This is a genomic window from Coprococcus sp. TF11-13 (assembly GCF_003481085.1).
In the GTDB taxonomy this organism is placed as follows: Bacteria; Bacillota; Clostridia; order Lachnospirales; family Lachnospiraceae; genus Coprococcus; species Coprococcus aceti.
The window spans coordinates 158767-184338 of record NZ_QUKK01000004.1 but is presented as its reverse complement, the minus strand read 5'-3'; the positions used below and the strand labels follow the sequence as shown (position 1 = coordinate 184338).

38 protein-coding genes are annotated in these 25572 nt (G+C 41.7%); 3 read left to right on the top strand and 35 right to left on the bottom strand.

All coding sequences use genetic code 11. The features are described from left to right. Positions 1 to 8 precede the first annotated feature (8 nt). From DXD11_RS08695 to DXD11_RS08540, 35 genes are all read right to left on the bottom strand, one after another. Positions 9 to 608, bottom strand: coding sequence for a hypothetical protein (locus DXD11_RS08695; protein WP_003502228.1), 600 nt, complete (start codon positions 606 to 608; stop codon positions 9 to 11). Between the two features lie 92 nt (positions 609 to 700). Next, the gene (locus tag DXD11_RS08690; protein WP_022464072.1) at positions 701 to 913 is read right to left on the bottom strand and encodes a DUF6011 domain-containing protein; all 213 of its coding nucleotides are present in this window, start codon (positions 911 to 913) and stop codon (positions 701 to 703) included. Beyond that, positions 913 to 1299, bottom strand: coding sequence for a hypothetical protein (locus tag DXD11_RS08685; protein WP_118758211.1), 387 nt, complete (start codon positions 1297 to 1299; stop codon positions 913 to 915). Before DXD11_RS08685 ends, DXD11_RS08690 begins: the two co-directional genes overlap by 1 nt. Next, positions 1286 to 2191, bottom strand: coding sequence for an ATP-binding protein (locus DXD11_RS08680; RefSeq protein WP_022464070.1), 906 nt, complete (start codon positions 2189 to 2191; stop codon positions 1286 to 1288). The genes DXD11_RS08685 and DXD11_RS08680 overlap by 14 nt, the downstream gene beginning before the upstream one ends. Continuing rightward, positions 2191 to 2490 carry a hypothetical protein gene (locus DXD11_RS08675; protein WP_022464069.1) on the bottom strand — a complete coding sequence of 100 codons (300 nt, stop codon included), beginning with the start codon at positions 2488 to 2490 and terminating at the stop codon, positions 2191 to 2193. The genes DXD11_RS08680 and DXD11_RS08675 overlap by 1 nt, the downstream gene beginning before the upstream one ends. Beyond that, entirely contained in the window at positions 2480 to 2614 is a 135-nt protein-coding gene (locus DXD11_RS14705) for a hypothetical protein (protein ID WP_022464068.1), read from the bottom strand. The genes DXD11_RS08675 and DXD11_RS14705 overlap by 11 nt, the downstream gene beginning before the upstream one ends. After that, entirely contained in the window at positions 2614 to 2868 is a 255-nt protein-coding gene (locus tag DXD11_RS08670; protein WP_118758210.1) for a Lar family restriction alleviation protein, read from the bottom strand. Before DXD11_RS08670 ends, DXD11_RS14705 begins: the two co-directional genes overlap by 1 nt. A gap of 322 nt (positions 2869 to 3190) precedes the next feature. Then, complete coding sequence (locus tag DXD11_RS08665) at positions 3191 to 3946, bottom strand: hypothetical protein (RefSeq protein WP_118758209.1); 756 nt, start codon at positions 3944 to 3946, stop codon at positions 3191 to 3193. A 1-nt stretch (position 3947) separates the two neighbouring features. Continuing rightward, on the bottom strand, positions 3948 to 4139 hold the full coding sequence (locus tag DXD11_RS08660; protein ID WP_044911393.1) for a hypothetical protein: 192 nt from the start codon (positions 4137 to 4139) through the stop codon (positions 3948 to 3950). A 27-nt stretch (positions 4140 to 4166) separates the two neighbouring features. Next, on the bottom strand, positions 4167 to 4556 hold the full coding sequence (locus DXD11_RS08655) for a hypothetical protein (protein WP_022464063.1): 390 nt from the start codon (positions 4554 to 4556) through the stop codon (positions 4167 to 4169). A 19-nt stretch (positions 4557 to 4575) separates the two neighbouring features. Next, on the bottom strand, positions 4576 to 4833 hold the full coding sequence (locus DXD11_RS08650) for a hypothetical protein (RefSeq protein ID WP_118343905.1): 258 nt from the start codon (positions 4831 to 4833) through the stop codon (positions 4576 to 4578). Between the two features lie 315 nt (positions 4834 to 5148). Beyond that, the gene (locus DXD11_RS08645; RefSeq protein ID WP_118592563.1) at positions 5149 to 5388 is read right to left on the bottom strand and encodes a hypothetical protein; all 240 of its coding nucleotides are present in this window, start codon (positions 5386 to 5388) and stop codon (positions 5149 to 5151) included. After that, a complete protein-coding gene (locus DXD11_RS14220; RefSeq protein WP_157133972.1) occupies positions 5388 to 5537 on the bottom strand; it encodes a hypothetical protein in 150 nt (49 codons plus the stop codon). The genes DXD11_RS08645 and DXD11_RS14220 overlap by 1 nt, the downstream gene beginning before the upstream one ends. 115 nt (positions 5538 to 5652) lie before the next feature. Further along, entirely contained in the window at positions 5653 to 6702 is a 1050-nt protein-coding gene (locus tag DXD11_RS08640) for a DNA polymerase III subunit beta (protein WP_118758208.1), read from the bottom strand. Continuing rightward, a complete protein-coding gene (locus DXD11_RS08635) occupies positions 6665 to 7216 on the bottom strand; it encodes a Holliday junction resolvase RecU (RefSeq protein ID WP_118758207.1) in 552 nt (183 codons plus the stop codon). The genes DXD11_RS08640 and DXD11_RS08635 overlap by 38 nt, the downstream gene beginning before the upstream one ends. Further along, positions 7209 to 7592, bottom strand: coding sequence for a hypothetical protein (locus tag DXD11_RS08630; protein ID WP_243105843.1), 384 nt, complete (start codon positions 7590 to 7592; stop codon positions 7209 to 7211). The genes DXD11_RS08635 and DXD11_RS08630 overlap by 8 nt, the downstream gene beginning before the upstream one ends. Further along, entirely contained in the window at positions 7585 to 8628 is a 1044-nt protein-coding gene (locus DXD11_RS08625) for a DUF5131 family protein (RefSeq protein ID WP_243105842.1), read from the bottom strand. The genes DXD11_RS08630 and DXD11_RS08625 overlap by 8 nt, the downstream gene beginning before the upstream one ends. Further along, complete coding sequence (locus DXD11_RS08620; protein ID WP_022464056.1) at positions 8621 to 8887, bottom strand: hypothetical protein; 267 nt, start codon at positions 8885 to 8887, stop codon at positions 8621 to 8623. The genes DXD11_RS08625 and DXD11_RS08620 overlap by 8 nt, the downstream gene beginning before the upstream one ends. Continuing rightward, on the bottom strand, positions 8868 to 9071 hold the full coding sequence (locus DXD11_RS08615) for a hypothetical protein (RefSeq protein WP_022464055.1): 204 nt from the start codon (positions 9069 to 9071) through the stop codon (positions 8868 to 8870). The genes DXD11_RS08620 and DXD11_RS08615 overlap by 20 nt, the downstream gene beginning before the upstream one ends. Before the next feature lie 3 nt (positions 9072 to 9074). Then, positions 9075 to 11267 (bottom strand): PcfJ domain-containing protein, encoded by a 2193-nt coding sequence (locus DXD11_RS08610; RefSeq protein WP_118758205.1) that lies wholly within the window; start codon positions 11265 to 11267, stop codon positions 9075 to 9077. A gap of 13 nt (positions 11268 to 11280) precedes the next feature. After that, positions 11281 to 12282 (bottom strand): PcfK-like family protein, encoded by a 1002-nt coding sequence (locus DXD11_RS08605; RefSeq protein WP_118758204.1) that lies wholly within the window; start codon positions 12280 to 12282, stop codon positions 11281 to 11283. Continuing rightward, on the bottom strand, positions 12269 to 13102 hold the full coding sequence (locus tag DXD11_RS08600; protein ID WP_055274193.1) for an N-6 DNA methylase: 834 nt from the start codon (positions 13100 to 13102) through the stop codon (positions 12269 to 12271). The genes DXD11_RS08605 and DXD11_RS08600 overlap by 14 nt, the downstream gene beginning before the upstream one ends. Then, positions 13089 to 13730 (bottom strand): replicative helicase loader/inhibitor, encoded by a 642-nt coding sequence (locus DXD11_RS08595; RefSeq protein WP_118343898.1) that lies wholly within the window; start codon positions 13728 to 13730, stop codon positions 13089 to 13091. The genes DXD11_RS08600 and DXD11_RS08595 overlap by 14 nt, the downstream gene beginning before the upstream one ends. Further along, on the bottom strand, positions 13723 to 14508 hold the full coding sequence (locus DXD11_RS08590; RefSeq protein ID WP_118343897.1) for a hypothetical protein: 786 nt from the start codon (positions 14506 to 14508) through the stop codon (positions 13723 to 13725). The genes DXD11_RS08595 and DXD11_RS08590 overlap by 8 nt, the downstream gene beginning before the upstream one ends. Positions 14509 to 14557: 49 nt before the next feature. Continuing rightward, positions 14558 to 18403: an AAA family ATPase gene (locus DXD11_RS08585; RefSeq protein ID WP_118758203.1), complete on the bottom strand. Its 3846-nt coding sequence runs from the start codon at positions 18401 to 18403 to the stop codon at positions 14558 to 14560. Then, a complete protein-coding gene (locus DXD11_RS08580; RefSeq protein WP_118343895.1) occupies positions 18400 to 18843 on the bottom strand; it encodes a hypothetical protein in 444 nt (147 codons plus the stop codon). Before DXD11_RS08580 ends, DXD11_RS08585 begins: the two co-directional genes overlap by 4 nt. Then, on the bottom strand, positions 18843 to 19988 hold the full coding sequence (locus DXD11_RS08575; protein ID WP_055274198.1) for a hypothetical protein: 1146 nt from the start codon (positions 19986 to 19988) through the stop codon (positions 18843 to 18845). The genes DXD11_RS08580 and DXD11_RS08575 overlap by 1 nt, the downstream gene beginning before the upstream one ends. Positions 19989 to 20024: 36 nt before the next feature. Next, positions 20025 to 20333: a hypothetical protein gene (locus tag DXD11_RS08570; RefSeq protein WP_118758202.1), complete on the bottom strand. Its 309-nt coding sequence runs from the start codon at positions 20331 to 20333 to the stop codon at positions 20025 to 20027. Further along, positions 20272 to 20538, bottom strand: a complete 267-nt coding sequence (locus DXD11_RS14155; protein ID WP_147360977.1) for a hypothetical protein — start codon at positions 20536 to 20538, stop codon at positions 20272 to 20274. Before DXD11_RS14155 ends, DXD11_RS08570 begins: the two co-directional genes overlap by 62 nt. A 6-nt stretch (positions 20539 to 20544) precedes the next feature. Next, a complete protein-coding gene (locus DXD11_RS08565) occupies positions 20545 to 21147 on the bottom strand; it encodes a cell wall hydrolase (RefSeq protein WP_118758201.1) in 603 nt (200 codons plus the stop codon). Then, positions 21144 to 21338 (bottom strand): hypothetical protein, encoded by a 195-nt coding sequence (locus tag DXD11_RS08560; RefSeq protein ID WP_118758200.1) that lies wholly within the window; start codon positions 21336 to 21338, stop codon positions 21144 to 21146. The genes DXD11_RS08565 and DXD11_RS08560 overlap by 4 nt, the downstream gene beginning before the upstream one ends. 10 nt (positions 21339 to 21348) lie before the next feature. Continuing rightward, positions 21349 to 21573, bottom strand: coding sequence for a hypothetical protein (locus tag DXD11_RS08555; protein ID WP_003502185.1), 225 nt, complete (start codon positions 21571 to 21573; stop codon positions 21349 to 21351). Further along, positions 21570 to 22001 (bottom strand): helix-turn-helix domain-containing protein, encoded by a 432-nt coding sequence (locus tag DXD11_RS08550; protein WP_158579430.1) that lies wholly within the window; start codon positions 21999 to 22001, stop codon positions 21570 to 21572. The genes DXD11_RS08555 and DXD11_RS08550 overlap by 4 nt, the downstream gene beginning before the upstream one ends. Before the next feature lie 237 nt (positions 22002 to 22238). Further along, a complete protein-coding gene (locus tag DXD11_RS08545; RefSeq protein WP_044911390.1) occupies positions 22239 to 22712 on the bottom strand; it encodes a helix-turn-helix domain-containing protein in 474 nt (157 codons plus the stop codon). Continuing rightward, positions 22693 to 22971, bottom strand: coding sequence for a helix-turn-helix transcriptional regulator (locus tag DXD11_RS08540; protein ID WP_118758198.1), 279 nt, complete (start codon positions 22969 to 22971; stop codon positions 22693 to 22695). The genes DXD11_RS08545 and DXD11_RS08540 overlap by 20 nt, the downstream gene beginning before the upstream one ends. Positions 22972 to 23151: 180 nt before the next feature. On the opposite strand from DXD11_RS08540, the gene DXD11_RS08535 reads away from it, so the two are divergent. From DXD11_RS08535 to DXD11_RS08525, 3 genes are read left to right on the top strand one after another with little or no spacing between them, the layout of a single operon-like run. Then, a complete protein-coding gene (locus DXD11_RS08535; RefSeq protein WP_118758197.1) occupies positions 23152 to 23805 on the top strand; it encodes a helix-turn-helix domain-containing protein in 654 nt (217 codons plus the stop codon). Between the two features lie 30 nt (positions 23806 to 23835). After that, positions 23836 to 24483, top strand: coding sequence for a TM2 domain-containing protein (locus DXD11_RS08530; RefSeq protein ID WP_118758196.1), 648 nt, complete (start codon positions 23836 to 23838; stop codon positions 24481 to 24483). After that, positions 24483 to 25562: a site-specific integrase gene (locus tag DXD11_RS08525; protein WP_118758195.1), complete on the top strand. Its 1080-nt coding sequence runs from the start codon at positions 24483 to 24485 to the stop codon at positions 25560 to 25562. The genes DXD11_RS08530 and DXD11_RS08525 overlap by 1 nt, the downstream gene beginning before the upstream one ends. Positions 25563 to 25572: the final 10 nt, after the last annotated feature.

Below are 25572 nucleotides of genomic sequence, written 5' to 3'. Positions count from 1 at the left end.
CGGTGGCTTTATCGTACTTTCAATCCGTCCACCCCGAATATAAGAGCGGTCAATCTTTCCTCTGCAACTCTCAAATCGGAATACACATTTTCCTTTGACATGTTGTGCTTTGCTGCAATCTCTTTTACAGTAAGAACCGGTTCTGCCATGTACTTATCCCAAACCACCTCGTATCTCCTGCGGTCTATATCCTGGTTCGGAGATTTTTCACAATAGGCATCATACAAACCAAACATCGTCTCGATATGTGAAACGATAATAGCCGTTCTGGTTGCACTTCTCTTGATGCTTTCAATGATCACCTCATTGTCATAAAGATTCATCATTGATTCCAAGATATCCAAAGCCGATTCCTCCATCTGTGTTCGCCCGAAAACTGAGTTTTCCGCATGTTCTTTGAGCATGTGATAATTACGCAGGAGCAGCTTTGTATTCCGCAATCTTCTGTCTGCCCGTTTTCCCTGCTCTTTTTTTCTTTCCTGATCATAGGTTTTTAATGCTTCCTTTGCTCCAATTTCAGCTGCATTTGCACAAATATCCTTCAATTGTTCTGGTGTAAGAGCTATTATAACTTTTTCTGCTCTTTCTTCTGTTGATTGGCTGTCCATGCTGTCGCCCTCCTTCTTTTTTATTTCAAATTCATAACGAATTATGATATAATCTAACTGTCTGTTGGGAGGGTTGCGAAAGCACTCTCCTTTTACTTTTCATCTGCTTTTATAAAATCCTCAATCGACATTTGCCCTGGTATTTCATAATATGGAAAATCGTCTGAAGCAGTACCTGTTTTTGAATCTCCATCACGGATCCGCATACTGGTACCGAACACTCTCTTATAACATACCGGTCCGTATCCTACTTCCTTGCTTTGTTGGCTTCTCAATTTTCTTCCGCATTCCATACAGACTGCCATCAGAAATCACCTCCCTCAAAGATAAATACCTTATGTGCCGGTAGTCTCTTGTCCTTAAAATCTTCCCAGTACATATATGCCCCAGAAGCTAAACAGGATGCCGAGTATTCTTCAATCTCCTTATCATTTTTAAGCCACACACAATGACCTGCGACATGTTCCTTTATTTCCTCCAGAAGTTCATTTTCCATAAGTGTCTGTATTATCTGCAAGGTAACTTCCAACCACTTCTCCGGAGTAAATTCTCCTATGTTGGTCTTGTAGAATTCCTTGAACACATTTTTCTGTCTGGTATTTCCAAATCGTGTAATGTATGTAGTTCCTATTGGCTCGCTCCTGCCTATTCGATGATGTATTGCATAGTCTGAAATACTAACTATTTTCATCCTCCACCTCCAGCCTGTCTGCAATAAGCCGAATAACATCTGCCATAATTGTTCGTTGGTCACTATTTTTTTGAACAATCTGATCAATCTCAATATCTGGAATCGATATCTCAATATCATTTAAAAATTTATTGACCATCTGTTTGCTCTCTTCCACTGTAAACGGTGGCATTTCATACTTTTGGGAACATCTACTCACAAATGCTTTATCTAAAATATCTAATCTATTTGTAGCCGCAATAACCACAACATCATTTGCAAGTTTGTCAAATTCCTGCATTAAAGTAACTGTAACCCTACCAATTTCCCGGTCTGCTCCACTTGAAGTTCTTTCTCTATTGCAACTTATAGTATCAACCTCGTCCAACATAAAAACACAAGGATTTGTAGAAGCATAGGTAAATGCCTGTGCAATGTTCCGAGAAGTAACCCCCATGTAACTATCCACAACCTTTGAAAAATTCAAATAGCAAAAAGGCAATCCCATTTTGTACGCTATGTACTTTCCAAACATTGTTTTGCCTGTCCCAGGCGGTCCATAGAGTAGAGTTGCATTTTTGTATGGTATCATCAGTTCCATAAGTTTCCCGCTAACCTTAGCCAGTCTGAAAATATTTTTTGCAATGATTTCCTGTCGTTCTGTCACATAGTAGCGATTCTCTTTGAACGACAAGGAAACATCTTCGCAAACAAGAATATCTTTGAGGTTTCCCGGAAGTTCTATCATTCCTGCTCCCTCCGATGTGAGGATGTTCTTATATCTGGTCACAAAACCTTTGTTTTTTTGCGTAGTGTCCGCATTCAATGCAGCCACCGCCCACTTTCTGGCTTCCCTTATATCATTCTCAGCAATTGACTTTATTAAGTTCTGTTCGTAGTTTCCTAATCCCATCACAGTCCCCTCTCTTTCAACTTTCGGTCAATAATGGGTACAAGCATTCTTACTGAGCATTTCATGTGTAAAGTAGTTGGAGCATCCACAATTTTACGGAGCATATCATAGTACACTTCCTCTGCAGATAAATCCTTAGCATATTCCTCTGCCTGTTCCCTCGTTTGCTCTACTATCTGAATACCTTTACACTTCTCTGAAATTTCATGTATCAGTTCTACAGCTCTGCTCGTAAACACTATTTCGTTATTATCTACTACTGGCTCTTCCAGCAACTTTTCCATAAGTTCATCTATCATTGTCTTTCCTTTCTGCATTTACTGCTTTCTCATATCCCAAGCACCTCATAAATCGTTCTGGTTTTCCACAGGCTTCATAATGTTTGCAGTCAATGCACACATTTTCTTTCTCATGTTTTTCCATCAAGAGGCTTCCCCACCTTCCGCAGTTTCATTTGCACTTTCCGCCCTGTTATTCCATACCTTTGCAGCCCTATCTTTGCACTCTTCAATACTGGTAATAGTATTGTCTTCATGGTTCATATCAGGACAATACCCCTCGGTTCTCGCACCACATTTTCTACACTGACACCAAATAGTGAACCCGTATTTCTTATTGACAGCCTTCATTACTGCCCTCCCGCCACAAAACGGACACGTTTTAAGTTCTATACTCATAATCTTTACCTCACAATTCTAAATTTTTTCCTATTCTGCCTTGCATGATAATCATCTATCACATATTCATGGCATTCCTCTCTTTCCATATTTTCGGGACTTTCTCCATCAAAATTATTGCATATATCGCAAAAGAAACACGGGTGCCAGTCGTATGGCACTTCTTCCGGATTGACAGTAAGGCTCTCTGCATTATTGATGCACGACCTGCATAAACAGTAGTAACATGGATCCACCATCGGAACTCTCTCTTGCTTATGTTCCGATGGCTTTTCCTCTGTTATATTCATAAATTTATCAAATGTTAGCTGACCGTTCATGGCTATTCATAGGTCGGCTCTGGCTTTGTATCGGAATAAACAAAATCCTCGTCTGCAGTCTCGTCTATGATAATTCGTGCATCCGCTCTCTGCAGTTTCGCAAGAAGCAAATCAAACTTATTCATGTGCCTAAGTGAATATATGTCAGGATTTGTGTCTGTTCTAATTTCCCATCCGGCTTTTCTATCCCCTGTCCAGTGCGAAAGACGTACTGTTCTGTTTAATTCATCCTGCTGTTCTTCATCATCCACTGTAAAGTCAATAGTTGCATACTTGAATGAGCTCCAGCTTCTCTCACCCTCTTCTTCGAATTCAAAATGTACATCCATCGCCTCGTATTCAGCATTATCCTCTATCACAACCTCTCGGCCCTCTACCTCCATATCACCGGCAACAAACTTCTTATATTCCTTGAACAAATCAGATATCTTTATATCTGTTTCCTGCGGTTCTTTCATCATAAACTTAAAATTTTCCAGCAAATTTTTGTTGTCAGTAAGGACAGACTTATTGACCATTTCCGTAAGAAGTGTGTCCAATTTTACAATGTATCCACTCATGTCGTAGCTTTCAATAAACGGAACTAAAACCTGCTCAACTCTTTCTTTGACCGCCTTTTCAAGCTTTCCATAATTAAATGAACTAGCTATTGCTTTTTCTATTCCATCCGTCACCTTTTCTCTAATAATCTGGTCAACAGTTCCATCCGATAGGATTTCATCTGTGATTCTCTTAATATCTTCATCAAAATTTGCCATACTATTTTCCTCCTAAATATCTATAATATTCGATTGCTGGTTTTATAGCTTTTTGTACACCTGTAAGCACATTTGCCAACCCTGTCTCTATATCCCGAACGTCAATACCATTCATCTGACAAGCTATAGCCAGCCTCATTTTATCTTCATCTGGAGCTTTGCACAGTGCTTCGTGAATCTGTTCTTTTGTCATAATATGCCTCCTAAATTTCATTTTAGGCTAAACCCTAAATACAAATCCCCTGCAGTAAGGTTCATCATCTTCATAAATCACAAATGTTTCATGTTCTATTGGAACATCATATGTCCATGATATTATCTTTCCGTTCTTATCTTTCTCTTCGCACCATTTTGCAGTAAATCCGAATACATCCGAACGCTCACAGTTGTGTACTATTCCACCATTAGGAATAGCCTTAACATATATTTTGCCACCTTCCCAGCAATCCCCCTCATCTGTTATTGCTCCCTCTAATTCAACCAGGTCATCACTTGCACCTGTAACAATTACAATTCTGTTATCTTTGGCAAGCTGTAATTCTTCTTTGGTAAACATTCGATAGTCATATTGTCTTCCATCAATTAAATTCGCAAATTCTTTTAATTCCATTGTCCTTCCTCCATCACTCTTAGTTATGCGTATCTCTAAAATTCTCCATAGCCCACTTATTTCCTGTAGCCTGCACCTTTGCTCTGATTCTCTCCTGTGGTGTAGAGCCTCTTCCAACACACGCAAGTATGGACTTTCTTACCGAACTTCCCTCGGTCAGCCCTGCATCATCCAGTGCCTCCTTTGTTCCGCACTCATCACATATCATTGTCTTGTTGTCTGCTCTCGACAGAGCCAACAGTCTTTTTGCCTCTTTTCCGCATCTTGGACACTTCATATTTTCTCTCCTTTTTGGTGTGATTTTCGCACTATGGCAGTGTGTATATGAGACTCTATTTTTTTGTTTGTCGGTTTATTGGTTCGTACATTATCACCCTATTATCTGTAGGATTCCATTTACACATAAAGCAAGGTGACTGCACATATATACTTTCATTTCCGTAACGATTATTTATATACCTTTTGTTTTTACAGTCTTTACAGCGTGGCATTTTTCTGTCCTTTCTGGTATGATTTCCACACCAATGGTCTTTGCGATATGCACCCATGCAGTAATTTTCATGGGTGCAGCTGTTACACATCTCCTTTGGTGTCATTCCTGGATAGCCTCGGGATCCTGCGGTTCTCTAACCTTCCATCCAAACAAACCTTTTTTAGCAACAACCTTCTCGCATTTTTCTGTAAGTGTAACTTCTCCGCTTCCCATCATCTGTAAAATTGTTGGTGTAGGTCTTCCAATCTCTGCCCCACATTTTGAACATATATATGGAATGCCCTTATCATATATCTTCCCGCAGTCCCTGCATCTACAAACTTTCTTATAATCTCTCACTAAAATAATCCTCCTTCCAAAATTGCTCTTGCAATAATGCAAGCTACAAATCCGATACAATATGTTCTCTTGTTATATCTGCTTTCATCAGCAACCATTCCGCAAAGCATAACAAACGCAATTATTATCAGTATTATTTTGAATACCATTTGTTTCTCCTTTCCGGGCGGAAGCACCTGCCGCCCCTTTTATTAGTGTGATATATTCCTTATCCGAGACCAATCAGATAACGCATATGAATTTTTGTTTATAGTTACATGGTACTTACTTTATAGCCACAGGGAGAACGATTGTCTTGAAATCGCTATCCTCCGCTTCTACAATCATTGGCATTTTAGGACCCTGCAGAGAAATTCCTACATTGTCACAATCAAATGCTTTTAGTGTTTCAATTACCAATCTGGCATCAAAACCTATTGTTAATTCCTCCGATATATCTTCCTGTAAATCAACAGTCTCATGGTAATCCGTTGTCTGGTCTTTGATACTTAAACCCAGCTGACTTCCTGCTATTTCAAATTTAACGGGGCATTTTTCAGCAGTACACATTTTGGCTCGTACCATTGCATCCAGAAGCTCTTTGCGAGATATTACAGTATGTAGTGGCAGTTCTTTAAACATATTCTGATATTTGTAATATTCTCCCTGTACAAGTCTTGTGCATATTTCAAAATCCTCCGTTGCAAATATAGCCATTGCATTACTATGTCTAATTCTTACCTCTCCGGTTAATCCGAGTGTCTTCAGCTTATCTATAGTATTCTTTGGAATAAGCAGCTCGAATTCTCCGTCATAATCAATCTTGTCCCATGCAAGGACATGCCCATCAAGTCCTACGAAATTCAACTGTCCGTCCTTAGCCTGCAGACACATAGTTGACATAGTGGCATTTCCTCCCTGTTGAGGAATTGCATAAGAAACTCTTTTTACGGATTCCAGTAATTGTCCCGCTTTAAGTGTAAACTCACTACCCTCTCCATCAATATCCGCTACCGGAAATGGTTCCGGATCCATTGTCTGATACTTATTTTTGATTTTGTCTGCTCTTATCGTCATTGTATTGCCATTTGAAACAGAAATATCTACTTCGCCGTCTGGCAGATTATTGATAAGGTCAAAGGCTCTCTCTGGAATAATAAAGCATTCTCCCTCTGTGCCCTCTAACTTCGCCTTAACGGTCATTTCTAAGTTGTTGGCGATTAAATACCCTTCCTTTACCAAAATCCCCTGTAAGATAGGCATTGTTGTCTTTTTGGGAACAACCCCCTTAATCTGATTAAGCTTTGTTGCAAGCTCCGTTTTCTGTATTTTCATCTTTCAATTCCACTCCTTCCAAAATAAGAATCGTGCATTGTTTTTCCTGCAACCTATAAGGCTCCAGTTCCTGTTCTGTCATAAATTTGTGGCAAAACAATTCTTTCATTTTCTTCCAAGTCGCCCATGGCACTCTATAGAATTTTGTTAGCCCTAGCGATACCATCACATAACAATGAGCACCGAACTTCTCGTATATGTCCAAGTTCTCCCATTGCGTATCTGTCACAACATTTTGTCTGATTCTGTCACCGTCAGTATGCTTCGCTTCAAACATAATCCCAGTTCCATCACAGAGGATTCCTTTGTAATCAGGCTGTCCTTTCTTCTCGTAATATCCTTTGACAGTTCCATCTCTGTCCTTGCCAGTGATGTGAAATGGCTCTGGTGTCTTTTCTATGTGAGCCCATCCGTTTCGCAGATAGAATTCGCACGCATTTGAAATCCACCTCTCGAACGTCTCTCCGGATACTTTGCTTCTCCTGCCAACAAGCTGTCTTCGAGGATCAGGCATCAGCTCTCACCTCCAGATGTTTTTCAAGAATAGCTTTTATATCAGCCAATTTAGTTGCTCCAATTCCTTTCACAGAGCTAATTTCCTCGATAATTCCTGTAATATCCACAGTTTTATGTTTGGGTGCCTGTGTTTTTCCACAATTAAAACCTTCACTTCTCGCCTTTTCCACTCTGTCCTCAACGTAATGTACCAGCTGCTCATCTGTCATTTTTCTTATCTTTACAGCCTTATTGTGAATAGCATTCTCGTCAGTTGTTCGTCTGCAGCTTCTCTTTGCCATATTGTTCTTCCTTTCTTCTTTTGACACTCTCTGGATTGCTATGCTGGCGGTATTGTCAGCATAACCCTCTCTGTTTGCGTTCCATTTACTCATCTTTATCACCTGGACCTATCGTTACGCTCTCTGCCAATCCAATAAGCTCCGGTATATCTAATCCAAGGTCTTTGCAAAACTCTTTGAAGCAATCCCTGCACATAAACCCGAATTGTTTGGGCTGTTCGCCTCTTTTTGACCTTGCCAGCAGGGTTATCATTTCGCTTTTTCTCAAATGAGCCTTGCATGATGCACAGCCATCAAACAACTTTGCTTTCAGCTTCGGGCTAATCTCCGAATGTTGCAGCTGCTTTGGAAATTCTCGGCGCATATTTTCTTCCCCGACAATCGGAATCAGACTGTCTTTCATGAAAACTGGCACGGAATTATAATCAGCTTTTACAACAATATCTTTTATCCATTGCAGTTCTGGCACTATTTTATTTTTGTTACGTCCCGTCTCTGCTCCGATGATTATCCAATCAACCTGTCGAAACATCACATTATGCTTAGAAACAATGTCTCCCATTAGTGGTTCAATGCTGACAAACGTATTGCATCCAGCAGGAAGATAATTAAATCTGTCAGCATCCGCATCACAGGTAATGGTTGTTCCGTACCACATATTTTCCAGTCCCGCCGGCACTCCAACTTCCGTATATCTCTCCGGATTCTTGGTGAGAAACAGGTAATTGTGAATTGGGTTATCCAAACAGGTTTCCATTACATCTCTGATCCATTCGCCTGGAACCCATTTCCCAAATATGTCAGCCATTGCTCCAACAAAAATGTTATTTCCCATTTTTAGCTTTTCCGGATAATCCATGCGGTACTTGTGATATGTAGGTTCAAATCCAAATGGATAAACCAATGTATTTCCCGTTTCATTTAGCATAGGTTTATCCAGAATGAATACATTTTCTGAGTTATCTGCCGCAGGCTCTGTTGAGTAATCTTTCTTCGCCATTAGATTCAGTCTTACATCTCCCGCAAATCTTGCTGTCATTCTTTTTGCGTAACAGTATGAGCAATTGTGCCGGCATCCGGTAATAGGATTCCATGTGTGATCACACCACTCAATTTTTGATTTATTCACAGCGTTCCTCCTTTCTGACATATCCAAGCTGAACTTCCTCTTCCCATGGAACATCTGAACAATTAACATGCTGTCCGCACTTACTACAATAATCCGGCTGATAATCTGGACCGGCATTGAGGATATGGTTACATCTAGGACAGATACAATACTGATGAAGCGTAATAACAAAGCCATACTTGTTGTATGTTCCGTGCTTGATTTTGGGTTTCCTTGCAATAAACTTCGGTATTATCAAGCTAGTTACCTGTTTCAGCATTTGTATCATCTCCCTCCACCCAATACTCTACAAAGTACATTGTCTGTCCTTTTCCTCCCGGCCGCTCTTTTCCAATCCTTACCGCATAGCCAGCTTTCACTAATAAGCAACAGAGGGAATTTCTATCCTCGTCATTGAGCTTCTGAAGTAAATTCTTTATTCTGTGTCTCTGATTGTCTGCCATTTATCATCCCGCCTTTCTTTTGGCATTCTTCTTGTTGTCACCTTGTATAGCTTCATTCATTTTCTTTTCAAATACTTTTACAAAGGCTTGAACATCTGCCGGCATTCCGCAGTTTTTAAAGCCTCTGCACTGAATAATTTTGTTATTTCTCCATTCCATAGTGAAATAAGATTTCTCTGGATGATCTGCTTTTCTGATGAAGAAAATATTTGTCTCTCCTCTTGCCACTCTATCGACATATCCTCCGACACAATGATGCAAAGCCTCGCCCTCCTTACGGATTTCATCTCCACTCTGAGGTACCACCAGTATCAAGCCTTTTCCCTTTATCTGGAAAGCATCTACCCCATCATTTCTGCTAAATATCTCTTCCATCGCTTTTTTTGTCTCGGCCATTTTCTTGGCGGCAAGTTTCTCTCTGCGTTTCTTTTCAGCTGCAGCTTTTTTATCTTGCAATGCCTTATATTCTTCCGCAGTTCTATCATGTACCTTTTTGAAATTGTTTGGCATGTAGATAAACTTGTTATCCAGATCGTATTTCAGCTCCCGGCACCATCCTATATACTCAAGCCAGTCATGTGCCATATTCTGTTTTCTCTCTATTCGTGGATCTGTTCTCTCTTTGTACCTGTTGTAGGAATAGCCCCACATGCAAGCATTCTTTTCTCCGATCGGGTATCTCTCACTTTCCTTGTCTATGTACCGGCAGAGCTTATGGAGCGATACCCTTCTGTTCTTCTCCTTCAGAAGATCTGTGTTGCATTCAAAGGTTTCGTAAAATTCCTTTAACTGCTCCGGCTTCATCTGGATATCAAGCCGCTGTGCCACCTGCAACAGTCGGAGTTCGTAATGATTGCCGTCTATTGCCTGTAGTGTCCTCGTATTGACCTTATTCAGCCCTAAGATTTCGTAGATGGTGTCAGCCTTATAATTGACCTTCCCCGTCATGTTCCCGCTGTAGTTGTAGCCTCTTACCACATCCTTTGCCAGCTGGTTCAAGCCCATTTTGCAGAACCACTCTAGCTTCGGGAATTTCAGATAAACATCAAGGGCATCCTCATATCTGAAAGCTGTGGTCGGGATGTTCTGTGCTAGAATTTCCAGTGCGGAATACTTCATCGGTGTGTGCTCCCATGCCTGTGGAAGATTTCCCGGATAGAGTATAGATTCCATACAAGCAATATTTCCCTCATCCGGAATCCAGCGAGAATTCCCTTTCTGGTGATACACTCCCCATTCATAGCTTTCTTTCATCAGCTTTTCGCCGAAGAATGTGCAGAAACAGCGGCTGTACTCATGCATGGTTTCTTCAATGCGTTTCTTACATATGCTGCCTGCTATCATTGCGTCATTCTTTATGTGTCTCCATGCTTTGAAGTACCGGAGTAAAAAACCTTCCTCCTGCCGATCCACATATATGAACCATCTTTCATCTACTATCTGGCATGGCATTTTCCCTCTTGCCTTATATGTCACTCTGCTTCCGCAGAAAGGACATTCCCCCTTTTCATTGTTCCGAAGTCTTATCCTGCTCCGGTCAACGATTCCTGTCTTCTGGCAGTGTGTACACTCAAATTCAGCCTTTCCCTTGGATGTCTCTTTATAAATTCCGTACCGACTGAAACTCATGCCATGCTCCCATACCCAGTCGGTAAAATCCTGTGAAGGCTCTCCTATCGGCTCCATCCGCAGATCAATCGGTGCAAGGACTTTTCTGTGTTTCTCTTCCAGTCGTTCTGCCTTGACCTTGTCCTGGAATCTGTCAATAGCATTCCATACGTTCTCGTCAGTGTCTTTGCGGTAAGCCTTGAAAAAGCTCTCCATGATGCCCTTGTCCTCTGCTGTCCAGATAAACACCTTTGGAATGTGTTCGCTTTTCCATGTTTTTTGATCCCATTTGTACTCCCACAGCCGGAAACCCTGCATATTATCAAATGCAGCTGTAAGCCATTTAACCTTTGACTGTGACAGGTCCTGCGTGATATAATCATCACTCGACAGAAATGTCCTAAATGCTGCTTCCGTTTTTCCTTTTTTGAGCTTCGACACCTCATAGAAATTCAGAAGCAGTATTTTGTTATCATCAACCAGCTCCGCAGTCACAATGTGCTCCATTCCGTCCAGTCTATCTGCCATTTCAACCATTTCTGCTGTTGCCTCTGGTCTAGGCAATGCAGACAGCTTTCTTTTTTCCATCGTACATCCCTCCTTACAGCCCCATCATTGAGAACAGATCCATCTGCCCTTCAAGTTCATTCGACCTCTTCTTAGGAGTTTCTTTCTTCTCTGGCTCTTTCTTTGGTTTTTCCGCCTTTGCTTCCGGCTTTGGAGCTTCTTGGGCTGCCTTATCTTTTTCAACCGCCTTCGCCTTTTTCTCTGCACGCTTCTTCATGCCGTCCAGGCGCTTCTGCTGATCAGCTTTCTGCTTCTTTTCTCTCTCCGCAGCTTCTTTAGCTTTTTTATCCTCCTCAGCCTTATCATCTTTATGGAAATAGTCCTCAGCCCATTCATAAACCACATCATCAAGAACTGCACAGCTACTACCTTTCGCCTGCTTTCTTGCCTGCTCGTAAATGTATTTGTAGCACTTCTCCCATGTCTTATGGTCTTGGCATACATCCGAAGCAAGACTTTCTGATTCCCTGCACCTTTCAATCAGATGTTTGATTATTGGATCTGCAAATGACTTATCCTTAGCCTTTTTCAATTCCTCCTGCAACTTCGTAACTGCCCCAACAACTCCGATATAAACAGAACTGTTATTTTTCTTTGCTGTTTCAACTTCCTCTGGTGTAGGCGCCGGAATTCCCTTCGCAATTTCTTCAAGGCTTGCTGTTCCCATTGGAATCATTTCATCTGTACCTATATTGTTATCAACCGCCTGCTCAAATGCCTGTTTCTCAATCCCTGCAATGGCTCTTCCAATCTCTGACTTCGGCTCTGTTTCATCCAGGCTTTCCATAGCCTCATATTCTTCTTTTAATCTGTCGTTCTCTATATCAAACAATGTGTTACCGTCAGCGTCATAGAATGCGGTTACTTTCTCTCTCTTTAATATCTTGTAGGTAGTATTCCCTACCTCAACTTCGCTCTTGCTATCTTCCGAAGAATATCCGTTTTCCAGATACTCAAGAACAGCTTTGCTCCATTCGTGTTCGTAATCTTGATTATCTCCTAATGCGTAGTGCATTACATTTCTACCTGTTTCCATAGGCTTCCTCCTTTTTATCGAAATCGAAAAACATATAAAAGTGCTCTTTTTCCACTGTTTTTTCGGTGGTTGCAGTTCCACCAAGACCGCCCATTGACTGGAACAATCTTCTCCATGTCCATATTTGATTTTGAAACATTGGCATATACCAGAGTTCCTGTCCATCTTTTTCATTAGGGAACAGTACATGCCCCGTCAAAGGATTTGTAATCGTATTTGCTATACACACATATCCTGCACATCCCAAAAGTGAAAGCTGTATGTAACACATCATCCCAGTTATTCTGTCTATGTCCTGTGCAACAAAAACCACATGATTTTGAAAATTATGTTTGCATTTCTTCATAGTATTTGCGGCAGCTATCAATGTTGCACCCGCTCCGCAGGCAGGATCGCATATAGATAAATACCCTTGCTTCTCGATATGGCTGTCAACATCCTCGCAGGTTATTTCAGACATCATCTTGCATACGCAATACGGTGTGAAAAACTGTCCTTTCCAGTGATTTCCTAGATTTAACTGCATATACATAGCCCCAAGAAAATCCTGTTCTGGATTTCTTTCTAAGGCTTCAACAATGATTGCAAGCATTTTTGCAGGAACTTCCACAGAACCAAGTCTCTCTATGCATTGTGCATATTCTTTTTCTCTGCTCTCATAATGCTCCGGGCTTCTGTCAGCCACATTGCTGATTGAACATGCCATAGCTGCCATCAAGTCGGCCCACACCTGCCAAGAACTTCGTGAATAACAGAGTTTTTGAAATTCGTCTAAAAATTCCTTTTCAGTCCCCTGTATAGCTTCACTATGCTTTGCCACCTAAAATCCTCCTTTTTGCCTCCTCAAACATTCGTTTTCTTTCTTCCAGCTGTTCTTCTGTAAGCTGCACCGGTTCTGGTTTATCTTCACTTTCTATCTTTGGCACTTCTTTCTTTTCTATCGCCGGTACATAATGTTGTTGCAGTAATGCCTTGTTCTGTGCGACGAAATCCGGAAGCGAATTTGTATTTTGTGCCTCCGCAGCTTTTCTCATATATGCCTCTCGGAAGTTCGCCCTTTCCGCAGTTGGATTTTCGCTCTGGCACAGCCTGCTCCATCCCAAATTTTTGACCACAGACAATGTCAGTTCGTCCATTATTGCGAATGCTTCCTGCGGATGATACCATCCGTAATCTGCCATAGCTTTTTGTACCACTCCCCAAGCTTCATCAAAACTCAGGATTTTGGGCTTGCACCTTTCCATACATAGTTTCCTTATTTCAGCTATATTGGGTGGAAAAACATTTGTGCAAATATGCTCCATAACAGCATTTTCAGCAATCTCATACGGAATATCTTTAAGTGTCATATACCAAAAATCCATTGAGGCATTATCTTCGAGTATTTTTGAAGCTGGATATGCGGATTTAATTCCGATTGCCAATGTCGCAAATTGCTGTTTATCCATTCGCCCACTCCCTTGCTCCTTGTGCAAACTGCTCTACCTTTGAGCCGCCGGCTGTCTGATTGTAAGATTGCGTATAACCAGGTGTTCCACCTCTGTTCTGGACCTTTGAAATCCAAGCATTGATAAATCGTTTCATTCCTCCTGCTGTTTTCCGTTTCCTTGGATTAGCATCACACCAGCCTTTCATCGCTCTTAGTTCCTGCATAATGTCAACAGCAGGATATAATTCTGCGAGTTCAAGAACATAACTCTGTGTAATTGGGTATTCTTCACCAGTATTCATCATGATACCTATTACTGGCGGCTCCGCAGCTACTGTCTGCTCGGAGCATATATTTGTATTGGTTTCCGATTCGGATTTGGATTCGGATTGGATTGGATTACGGACACATTTGTTGTCTGATGTTTTTATCTGCTGACCTTTGCTGTCAAATGTCAGCAATTCACAATCCTCTGAAAATCCGGGATACTTGCTCTTTTGATTACGAATTCTCTGATGATCCGCCCAAGTTACCAATTGCAGGTACGGTCTTCCCTGTGCCTCATACACTCTGACCAAGCCCACCGCCGACAACCTACCAAGCGCCTTATCTATATCTTTTTCCGTAATATCTTTCAGAGGAAAGCAGCTTCCCTTGATTATCTTTGCTCTTCCGTCGTATCTGCCGAAGTCATCACAGGTTACAATCAATCTATAGAACAGAACCTCCTCAAACCAAGATAAAGAATCTATTTCTTCACTCCTGCAGATGCTCTCCTTGATTATCCTGTTTGGCATTCGATCATCCTCCTTTCGGACACCGGAGGTTTTCCCTCCGGCTCCTGTCTTAATAAATTACCTTGCTACCATTTTCCGTTTTGACTACATCCAAATTCTGTGGGAATCTGGCTTTCATAGTCGGATCGTGTGTGATAGCCATTATTTTGATATTGTTATATCTGTTCTGTATTGTCTCCAATGCGTCGCAATATGCCTGTATTCCGTCCCCATCCAAGAATGGAGGCTCGTCAATAAAGAGCATTCCAAGCTGGATTCCTGCTGAAGATGATTTAATCTCTGCCAATGCAAGAATTACCGATAATGAAGACTTGACTTTCTCGCCTCCAGATTTTGAAAGGTATGGAAGTATCGACTTTCCGTATTCTTCAATGTAAATATCAAGCGATACCTTTTCTTTTCCATTTTTCTGTAATCTCTCTAATCGGAACTCCACTCCCATTTTTCCGCCAGTCATCTGTCCAAGAATGGTATTTGCTGTAGCTGTCAGCTGTGGAATAATAGAACGGATAATCTGATGTGGCACACCGCTCTGGCTAAATGCGACTTTCAATGTATCGTAATCAGCTGTCTCCTTGGCATATTCCACCTGCTTGTCCTGTAAAGCTGCAATATCCTGCTTCAACTTTGCAATCTGTTCCGATTTCTGCTGTAAAGCTCCAATTCGCATCTGTTTTTCCTTTACCATGCTGTTAATGGCATTCACTTCTGTATCCAGTCCGTTTACAATCGCCTGAGCCTCTTCCATTCCCGCCATAGCAAGTATCTCTTTATCAGCCTCTGCCTGTCTCTCTGAGATTTCATCATCGATACCGGTAATTTCTGCTGTCAACTCCAGAACCCTGTTCAATGCTGTTGCATTTCTTTCCTCTGCTACTGGGAGCATTTTTTCCTTTTCTACCCACGGATCAAGAGCAGTAATGGCACTAAGCACATGCACATGTTCTTCAAACGCTTTGGCATATATATCACGCTCTGTTTCTGCCTGTGTGCCCTTTAATTTGACCTCAGCAAGCCTGTTTTCTGCTTCTGATATATTTGACTTTAAATGTTCCAAAGCCGCCTTAATCAAAGCGAGATTGTTTTCCCTCTGGTTGATTTTTTCGAGCTGTGCCACATACGGAAGCAATGTTGCACATTCGTTTTGCAGGACTGTTAAAGCTGCCGCATCATATCCTATCGCATCCATTTCAGCCTGTTTGTTCTCTATTGCATATCTGCTCTTTGCAAGTTCGCAATCTCTGCGAGCGGCAATGTCTACATACAATGCTTCATGTACTTCCAGCTGTTCCTTTGCTTCGATGGCATCCTGCAAGAATTTACAATGTGCTTTCTCGATATCCACACATCCGGATTCATTCAATATTGCAACTTTCTTTTCAAGAAACTGCTTCTGCTCGTCCGCTTTCTGCTTCTCCCTATCAAAGCTTGACCTTGTCTCGCTTTCATGGAAAACTGCCGCAGAGTATTCAGTTTTTGCTTTCTGATATGCAACAGCTTTTTCCTGCATATCCTCTAACTCTGCTTTCTTTTTGGTGTATGTTTCGGCTTTCTGCCTGACCTCACCATCATTGGCCGAATCCAGTATCATTGCATTCTTTTCATCCTGTTTCTTCTGTAAAGCAGCCTGCAACTCCAGAATGTTCTTCTGTTCACTTTCAGCCTGCTTTGCAAGATTTTCAGCCTCCTGTTTCTTTGTGGTGTAGAGTGCTGACTGTCCTGCAAGTTCCAGTTCCCGCTTCAGCAAATCATTTCTTTCAGCAATCTTTTCCTCTATTTCAGGCTTCTGAGTGAGAGTTGCTAAACTGCTGTCTGCTATTGCCTGCTGTGTAGCTCTATTCTGCTCTGCAATGGTCTTTTTTGCCTGTAATGTTGTAACAGCTGCAAGAGCTTTCTTTCGCCTTTCTGCGGCTTCCTGCTGATTCGACAGAATAAGTTTCTTCTGGTCTCTCTCATTAATCTTTGCCTGCAGTCTGACTTCCTGCTCTGCCAATTCCGTCTTGCATGCTTCCAGTTCTTCGTCCGGCTTGCCAAATTCAGCGATTGTAACATTATGAATTGTGATTTCCTGCTTCAAATCCCTGTTCTTGGCTCCATTCACTTTCGCCTTGTCGGAAGCGATTCTCTCCATTAGCTGATACACTCCAAGTCCAAGAAGCGTTCCAAGGACTTCAACTCTTTCCTCTGGTTTTGCCTGTAGAAATAATCCGTACTGATCCTGCATAATCAGAGCGCATGACTTGAATGTAAAGCTGTCCATTCCGAGGATGTTCAATATTTCCTGCTGTGTATCGTTGTATCGTTCCTTGGAACAATCTTTCCATTCATTCTCAACAAACTGGGAGATATTCAAAGTTCCTTTTCCGGAACGGGCTCTGGTTCGTGTAACACGATACTTTTTCTCTCCGATACGGAATGTAAACATAATCGAACCGGAACGGACACTTTCATCATTTCTAAGCCATGGTGCCTTTCCTGTATCATCCTTGATTACACCCTCTCTCGGTTCTTCATAAAGGCAGTCGATAATCGCATCCATAAACAAGCTGCTCTTTCCTGCTCCATTCTGACCGTTGATTGTGCAGAAAGTGATATCCTCGAAATTAAATGTTTCCTCTTCGTAGTTACGATAATTCTTAACAGCAATTTCTACAGGTTCAAATGTTCCGCTATTTGCTGTCGCTGTCATGCTTGCCTCAGCTTCAGCAATAATCGGTCTTGCCTTTAATACAAGTTCCTGTATTCTTTCCTGCGGTACCTGCTTTTCCTCAAGATACTTAATAAGGTTTGCTTCTGGATCCGTGGCATTTTCAAGCTGTGTTCTGTTGGCGAATTCATCTATCTTGTCCGGAAGAATTTCCCATACCATAAATGCTCCGTCTTCCAGAAGCTCTCTTTCCAAAGTTGCCTTATTCAGAGCCTTGCTGTTTTCTGCGGTGCAGCTATAATGAACACGGACAATCTTTCCATCGATCTGTCCTCTCCACTTCTCAGTAGCAACAAAATCCATAGCCTGCATATTTATCTGTGTCACATCATCATCATTGAGTTCAATGGTTGCAAACTCTCTGATAGGTGTTTCATGGAAAATACTCTGCCATGTTCCCAGCTCGTGCCAGTTGTGAATCCAAAAGCCCCTCTGCTGTCCCTCATCATTAAAGTTCATGGCATTTATCGCACCGGAATAATACCAGTCTCTGTGCATTATCTTCTGTGGTCTGTGAATATGCCCTAAAGCAACCAGATTGTAATTGGCCGCCAATAAAGCCTCCTGCGGAATGATTGGCTCAAACTGTGTGAGCATCATTGTCTGTCCGCTCTCGGTATTGCATCCTGGCACTGTGTAATGTGCCATCAGAATACTTTTCTTTTCTGGAGAGCATTGTGCTTTCAACCCTGTTACAATATTTGATAATTCATTTGTAAACACCACATTTTCTTCATCACTTGACAATCCCGGATGATTAGCTCTGAACACTCCCCTGTCAAATCCCGGGAGCACCGCAATATCAACATCATCAAATGAAATTACCTGTGGGGTAATCACCACATGAACATTCGGAACATCTGCAAACATTTCAGAGAGGACGTTGAACTGTCCTGATCCGTCATGGTTTGGAGTGCCTCTCATAACAACGACCTGCTTTGATACTGCCGCAAGCTCTCTGATATAATGAATGGCAGTAATAATTTCCTCACAACACCTGTCGGACCACAGGCGGCCAACATGGAATATGTCACCAGATACAATCGAGTAATCCGGTTTTTCCTCATTTGCCACTCTGATCAGTTCATCCAGACATCTTTTCGTGTCCTCTGTTCGGAGATTTACTCCGTCCTTAACTGGGCTTCGGAATGTTCCAAGATGCCAGTCTGCTGTATGTAATATCTTCATTTCAACACCTCCATTGTTGCTTTCATCGCCATAATCATGTTATTTAGCTGCAGCTCTAATACCTTAAATACCGATTCCTCAATGCCGCAAAAATCAATGCCATCACCGGTCCATTCTTCCCCAACAATCAGTATGTTTCCTGTTATTGGAATATTGTGTTTATCAGTTTCATAAAGGTAACTGCCTATGAGATTCGGGATGATTACTTCTTTCAACAATCCCTCCTCGTCAATTAGCATACTTACGCACTGCCCCTTGACCTTAGTCGGATGGTCCATTTGGTGTAATTCTGTATATAATCGCTTTGGCATCACATGCTCATATAATCTGCAGTCATTTCCTATCAGCTCTCGAAGCTTATTGTTCTGTTCCTCATGTGTTCCTGTCGGAAACTCATGTACGGATAATTCCAAATCCGTTGAAATCTTAATCAGATTCATCACTTCCCAGCTCCTTTCTGACACTTCATGCAAAGAGGTCTTCCAAACTTATTTAGCGAGTATTCATATACTCTCGCATTGATTTCCGCCCCACATCCGTCACAATAATATCCTGTCGATTCATTCTCGACTGGCTCCTGTTGTGGTGGTGTCTGCTGTTCCTGGTCGAACCAGTTCTTCTCCTGCTCTCCTGCGACCGCATCATCCTCTGTCTGATCTGAGGCAAATGCCGGATTGTCCACTTCATCTTCCGGATTAAAGTCTGTTGAAAACGCTTCTCCGGAAAACGCTGTGGAAATTGCCGGTGGTGTGGATGAAGCTCCGAACATATTTCCCATAGAGTTCATTCCCTGCTGAAGCATTGCATTTCTTACTGTTGGATCCGTGTAGTCTGGTGCAAATGTAACTGTCGGAACAACGAATGGTTTTTCCAGCTCTGCTTTTGAATATGTTCCCTTGATTCCAAGCAAAGCTCTGATAACTCTAAGAATTGCTCCTGTCTGCGCCTTTTCAGAAGCAGTCTTTCTAAGGAGTGTCATATTTACAAGGATCGATCTCTCTATATACTTCTCTCTGTCGCTGTCAGCAATTACATAGTATTTGTCATACTTTCCGTACTGATTTGGTTCTGCTTCCTGTTTCCATTCCCCCTTGAACATTTCAGCGGCGGCCTTGGAAGCTCGCCAGTCATGAATACCCATGATTGACTTATCCATAAATTCAAGGCGGTACTTCGATTCTTCATCATCAAGGCAGATACGCTTTGTTTCCATGTGTGTCTTGTAGCTTCCATCCGGAAGTCTTACTGCTCCGTATGCCTTTCCGACATAGGTATTCGTATTCTCTCTTATGACTGTTGTGTACTCAGGGTGAAACTGGATTCCTGCCGCAGTTGCAAGCTTCATAAGAAGCGGCTTTGCAGGTGAGAAAACTTCCTCATATATGGCTTTTCCTTTTCCATCCTCTCCAGTCTTTACCTTTCCGACCGAGAAGATATCTCCTGAGCTTGGTGCTGTGTCCGCCACCACTTCCATAACGGAGCACTTATAAAATGGGTTGATCTGCACTGATGTAGCTGCTGGTAACAGCAGATTGCAGTTTGGATATTTGGACTGAATTTCAGCCAAAGCATTTGAATTGTTCATAGATAAAACCTCCATATTGTGTAATATTTGCTTGATTTATAAAGCAGAAACTGCTACAATATGGTTATTCGTAGGGGCACTCTGATTTATGATCGGGTGCTCTTTTTCCATATCCTGCAATGTTCTGCATAAATCCATAGTGAATTTTGAAAAAGCAAGGCTTCTCACATATTCCTCTGTGAGCTTCACAAGATACCAATGCTGTAACACAACCTGTCTGTGCTCACGCTGGTATATGTACTCCTGCTTATGCCTGGCATATTTCAATGCCTCCTCGAACTGTTCATCTGTAATTTCGCATCCGAGCAGTTCCTCTACTTCTTTTTTTTCTACAATTTCTTTCATTTTCCAATTCCTCCAATGAATCAAATAAATAGTTAATTGCTTTCCATGCTCCCCAGTAAACCACAGGGATTAATAAATACTCACCTCCGACAGCCTCGTATCCTCTCTCGATATAGGCAAGATGAAAAGCCCATTTCCCGATAGCGTATGTGACAAGCAGCGTCCAGATAACCGCTATCAAATCTCTTTTCAGAGTCTTCCTCATTTGTCCTCACTCCTTGTAAAAATAATGTTTTCCATGCTTAAACAGGAAAGTCAGATTTTCACTATGCCATGTAGAATCGCTCTTGCTCTCAAAGTAAGTTGCTCCATGGCTTTCATCCCATCCACCAGTCTGAATAAGCTGCAATGCTCTGTAACAGTCCTCGTCCGGCTCTACCTCGTCATATCTTCCGTTGCTGATCGGACTAAACTGCCCTTTCTGGAAGATAACCTCCTCGATAGTGTCCGGAAATTCATCATCCCAAACCCTATTCAGCACAACCAGCATCACGAGGGCTTTTCCCTCGGTGTCCTCTGATTCAGCTTCAGCCATTGCAATCTTGGCAAGCCTATACGCATCATCAGAATCCCAATCCATACTGCCGATTTTGGACTGCTCATTTTTTACCATTTCCTGTTCTTGTCCAGTTGTTGTGATTGGTTCCATTGTTGGCATTGCATCCGCTTCCTCAGAAACCACAGCTCTAACAATCATTTCTGTTTCATCTACTTCGTCTGCCGGAGTTCCCGTAAAGCTGAAAGCGAATGCAACCATGGATGTCAAAGAAATCACGAATACCAGTCCTAAACCCAAAAGACATTTGTTTCTCATGCTCCTATTGCACCTCCTTGGGGATGGTCAAACACAAATGACATCTGACCATTGCTATCATCCGCTCTTAAAAACTGACTGTAAAAAAATCTGCTTGTTTCCTGATGTTCTAGCTTTAAGCTCTCGCAATCGCATTTCTCTCCCGGATCCAGATTGCAACCGCACTTTGGACAAACATTGTAATATGCCATTTTGCACCTCCTATTCTTCAATCATGCATCTCTCAAAAAAATACTTTCTTGGGACTTTTCCTATCGGGTATGCCGGTGTAAGCTTGCCTGCTTTAACCAATTCGTCCCGAAGCTGCCTTATCAGCTCGTAGGCCTTGTTTTCCTTGCAATCAAGGTATTCCATCACTTCTTTTGCCCCGATATAATACTTTCCCGGTGTAGCAATGACACCCGGTGCTGTTGCTAATGCGTTCATTTGCTCACCTCCTGCGATAAATCTTGTTTGACAATCTGGTCCATAGTCACACCAAAGAAATCTGCTAGTTTTTCAAGAGTGTCTATTGTTGGTTTGACCTTTCCTGTCTCAATTGCGTTATAGCCTTGTTTCCCGCTATAGCCTAACAGCTCAGATATTTCCTGCTGTGTCATGCCATGCTTTTTACGGAGATATGCAAGATTAAGTGCATATACAGGTATCGGTGGTCTCATATCTGTCAGAACCAAATCATCAAGTGATACCCTGTAAAGTTTTGCCAAACTAACAATCGTGCCGATTGGTGGTTTACGACTACCACATTCCCACGAAGATATTGTCTTTTGTTCAATTCCAAAGAGAACTGCCAGCTCCCCCTGTGTCTTTCCGTTCTGTTCCCGAAGAAACTTTAAGTTTTCTGCTAAATACAACTTGCCACCTCCTCGTGCTTGGAGCTGCTTGTTGCTCCGAGCAAATATTGTATTGGTTTCCCGATTCGGATTTGGATTCGGATTGGATTGGATTACGGACATATTTGTTGTCACTTGCTGTCAAATGTCCGCAGCCTGTAAATAAAAAATTATTAAGCTCTACTCTGCCAATAGCACCGCCAGACTTTCCTCGTTTTCACTCGGTCCAATGATGCTGCCGACCATTCGAGCCCATTCTTACATATTCTTCTTAATCCAAAGCCTCATGCTCTGTGCGATTTCCTCTACCTCTTCCAAGTTTTTCACTACCTCATCAAGCTCCGGCTTTTCACTTTCGTCAATCACTCCATCTGATGTGATATCGAGAAGCATTTCTTTTGTTTTTCCAATTTTTCGGAAAACAGAAAGTGTTCTGACTGTAAGCCTGTCCAGATTTGCCAGCTCGACTTTAGGCATTTCGCATCCCAACGGACACATTGTCCTGCAAAAATAATTTTCCAATTCCGGAGCGTTATATAAATCTGCCATAAGTCTGATTTCCTCTGGATAAGGAATAGCAATGCCGCTTTCTATTCTGTAAAGCCGCCCTCTGTCAATCGACATATAGTCAGCAGCTCCTTCTCTGCTGCTCAACTGCTCATTGTGTGTTGCCGCCTCGCAACGGGCTTTGTAAAAGATGTTGGAGCTGGTCTTAGCTGTCACATTTGCCATTTTCTACATCACCTCCATGCGTTAAAATGGTATCAGTTGAAGTTTCTTGAACTTCTTTGGCAAAAAAAATTTTATATGTCATCTCTTTGGATAATCCGAGATGGATTGCGATTTGATTTGCTATATCTACGGAAATTGAGGTTTTCCCTTTTTCCATCAGGCAGTAACTGCTTTTGTCTTTGAAGCCAAGGCACTTTGCAAGTTTCTCCTGGGTTATACCGCGTTTCATTCGCTCTGCTCTCAATAGTGCCAGATCCATTGTTTTACCTCCTTATGTTGTTTATGTTTCTTCAACTTTCATGTTCATATTACTTCAACTTTATTTTGCTGTCAAGCGTTTTGTTGAAGTTTTTGCAACTTTGTTTTTATTTCTTCAATTTAGAAAGGATGTGGTATATAATGAGTTTGAAATTATTAAACTTACACGGAGGCGATTATTATGGCAAATCTATCTGATAGGATTAAAAGCCTCCGCTTGTCAGCAGATATGACGCAGGAAGAATTTGGCAAGAAGTTTGGAATAGTAAAATCAACCGTTTCATTATATGAAAGCGGAAAAAGTACCCCAAACGACCAAATAAAAAAGCAAATATGCGATTATTTCCATGTATCATTAGATTACTTACTCGGTGTTGACAGGCAGGGAGGACTTGATTATGCGAACTTTCAGATAGACGAATCTGAATTCGCTCTCGATTTCAAAATGCGAATTCGAGAACTAATTTCTGAGCAAGGAATGACCGAAGATGATTTCATGCAAAATACTGGATTTAGTAAAGACGAAATGGACGCTTATCTATATGGCAATAGGATGCCGTCTATAGAGGATCTTATAAAAATCACTGGTGCATTAAATGTATCTGCAGATTATCTTCTTGCCATTTCAAAGAGAAAAAGAATTTCATCGGACGAAGAATCGCTCCTTCAACTTTTTAACAAGTGCGATGAACAATGTAAAAATTATCTTGTAGCAAAGGCAGGTGTTTTGTGCGTAGAAGGTATCTCGGCAGTTGCAGCTGGTGAGTATGGCAAATACGCAGACGAAGAAAAAAAATCGTTTCCTTCGAGTGGTACCGAAGGAAAAGGGGCTTAAAAAAAATAACAGAACGATTGGAGGAATATTATGGTATGGACTGCAGCTTGGACCGACTTTGTTATCTGCCTCCTGTTTGGATGGCTTGGGGTTCATAAATTTAGAGAAAAGAAGATTGGTATGGGTATTCTTTACCTATGCACATTTGGATTGTTCTGTATCGGATGGTTTGTTGACTGCATCCGGTACCTGCTGGCCGCAATACACGGAGAACGCATCCAGGGTAACAGACCGATGCAGATTTCCGCAGGTGCACCGCTACCAGTTGTGCCATCAAATGTAATGCTTGCAAATGGAGAAGTGTGTCATTACTGTGGACCTGCTACTTTTGTTAAAACAAAGAATGTGGTCGTTGGATATTCCGGAGGAAGCCGTGGTACAAGTGTCCGTATTGCAAAAGGTATGTCGGTACATCTTGGGGCGAGAAAAGCAGCTCCAATCCGTGGTGACGTGCAGGAGCGTACACAGGGAGTTCTTTCTATTACGAATAAGAGAGTTGTATTTTCAGCAAACAAAGGAGCTTTCGATAAGAAGATTTCGGCATTGTCAGCTGTAACTCCTTATCAGAATGGCATTGCTTTCCAGTTCGGCGATCAACAGTATCCTTTGGAAACCCGCCAGCCGGAATATATTTATCAGATATTGGCTCGTGTGGTAAATTCATCTGAGGATATCTAATGCCGGCATATAAATACACTCTGAAAAGTGGAAAAACATTATGGTATGCTAATTTTTATTACACCGATTGGACTGGAGAAAAGAAGCATATCTGTAAACGAGGATTTAAAACACAGAGGGAAGCAAAAGATTATGAGAGGTCTTTTCTGGATCAGCAGAACACTTCAAGCGACATACTCTTTTCTTCCCTCGTCGCAAATTATCTGGAAGATATGGAACACCGCTTGAAACCTACAACAATGGAGAATAAGCGGTTTATTATTGAAACGAAACTGCTCCCCTACTTTGGAAAGCAGAAGATTTGTGACATTGATACAATAAAGGTCAGAAAATGGCAGAATGAGCTTATCTCCTATCGGGATGATGATGGAAAGCCATTCTCTCAAACATATCTAAAAACTGTGAATAATCAGCTGTCAGCAATAATGAACTACGCAGTATCTCATTACCGCCTACCTGTCAATCCATGCAAGGCGGCCGGCAGTATGGGAAAGAGCAAAGCAGATGAAATGAACATCTGGACGCAGGCTGAGTACGAGAAGTTTTCAAGTGCAATCAATAAATCATCGATGAAGCTTGCATTTGACATATTGTTTTATACCGGTATGCGTTCCGGAGAACTTCTGGCACTCACACCTGCAGACATTCTTTCGTCAAAAAGGATTGATATCAATAAGAACTATGCAAAAATTAAAGGCGAGGAGCTATTCCTGGAGCCTAAGACACCAAAGGCAAAAAGATGTATTTCCATTCCGGATTTCTTATATGATGATATTCAAGAATACATTTCCAAACTATATGGTATCGGAAATGGTGACAGGATATTTTACTTCCAGAAGACAGCTCTGGAAAAAGAAATGAAAAGAGTATCAGAAAGAATTGGTCTGAAGCCGATCAGAGTACATGACCTGCGGCACTCTCACGCAAGTATGCTGATAGAGCTTGGGTTTACCCCATTAGAGATTGCAGAACGTCTCGGCCACGAATCAATAAAGACTACTTTGGACACCTACTCACATCTTTATCCAGATAAAGATCAGAAGCTGGCAGACCGTTTGAACCAGTTTCGCAAGAATTGAATCTGTAAAG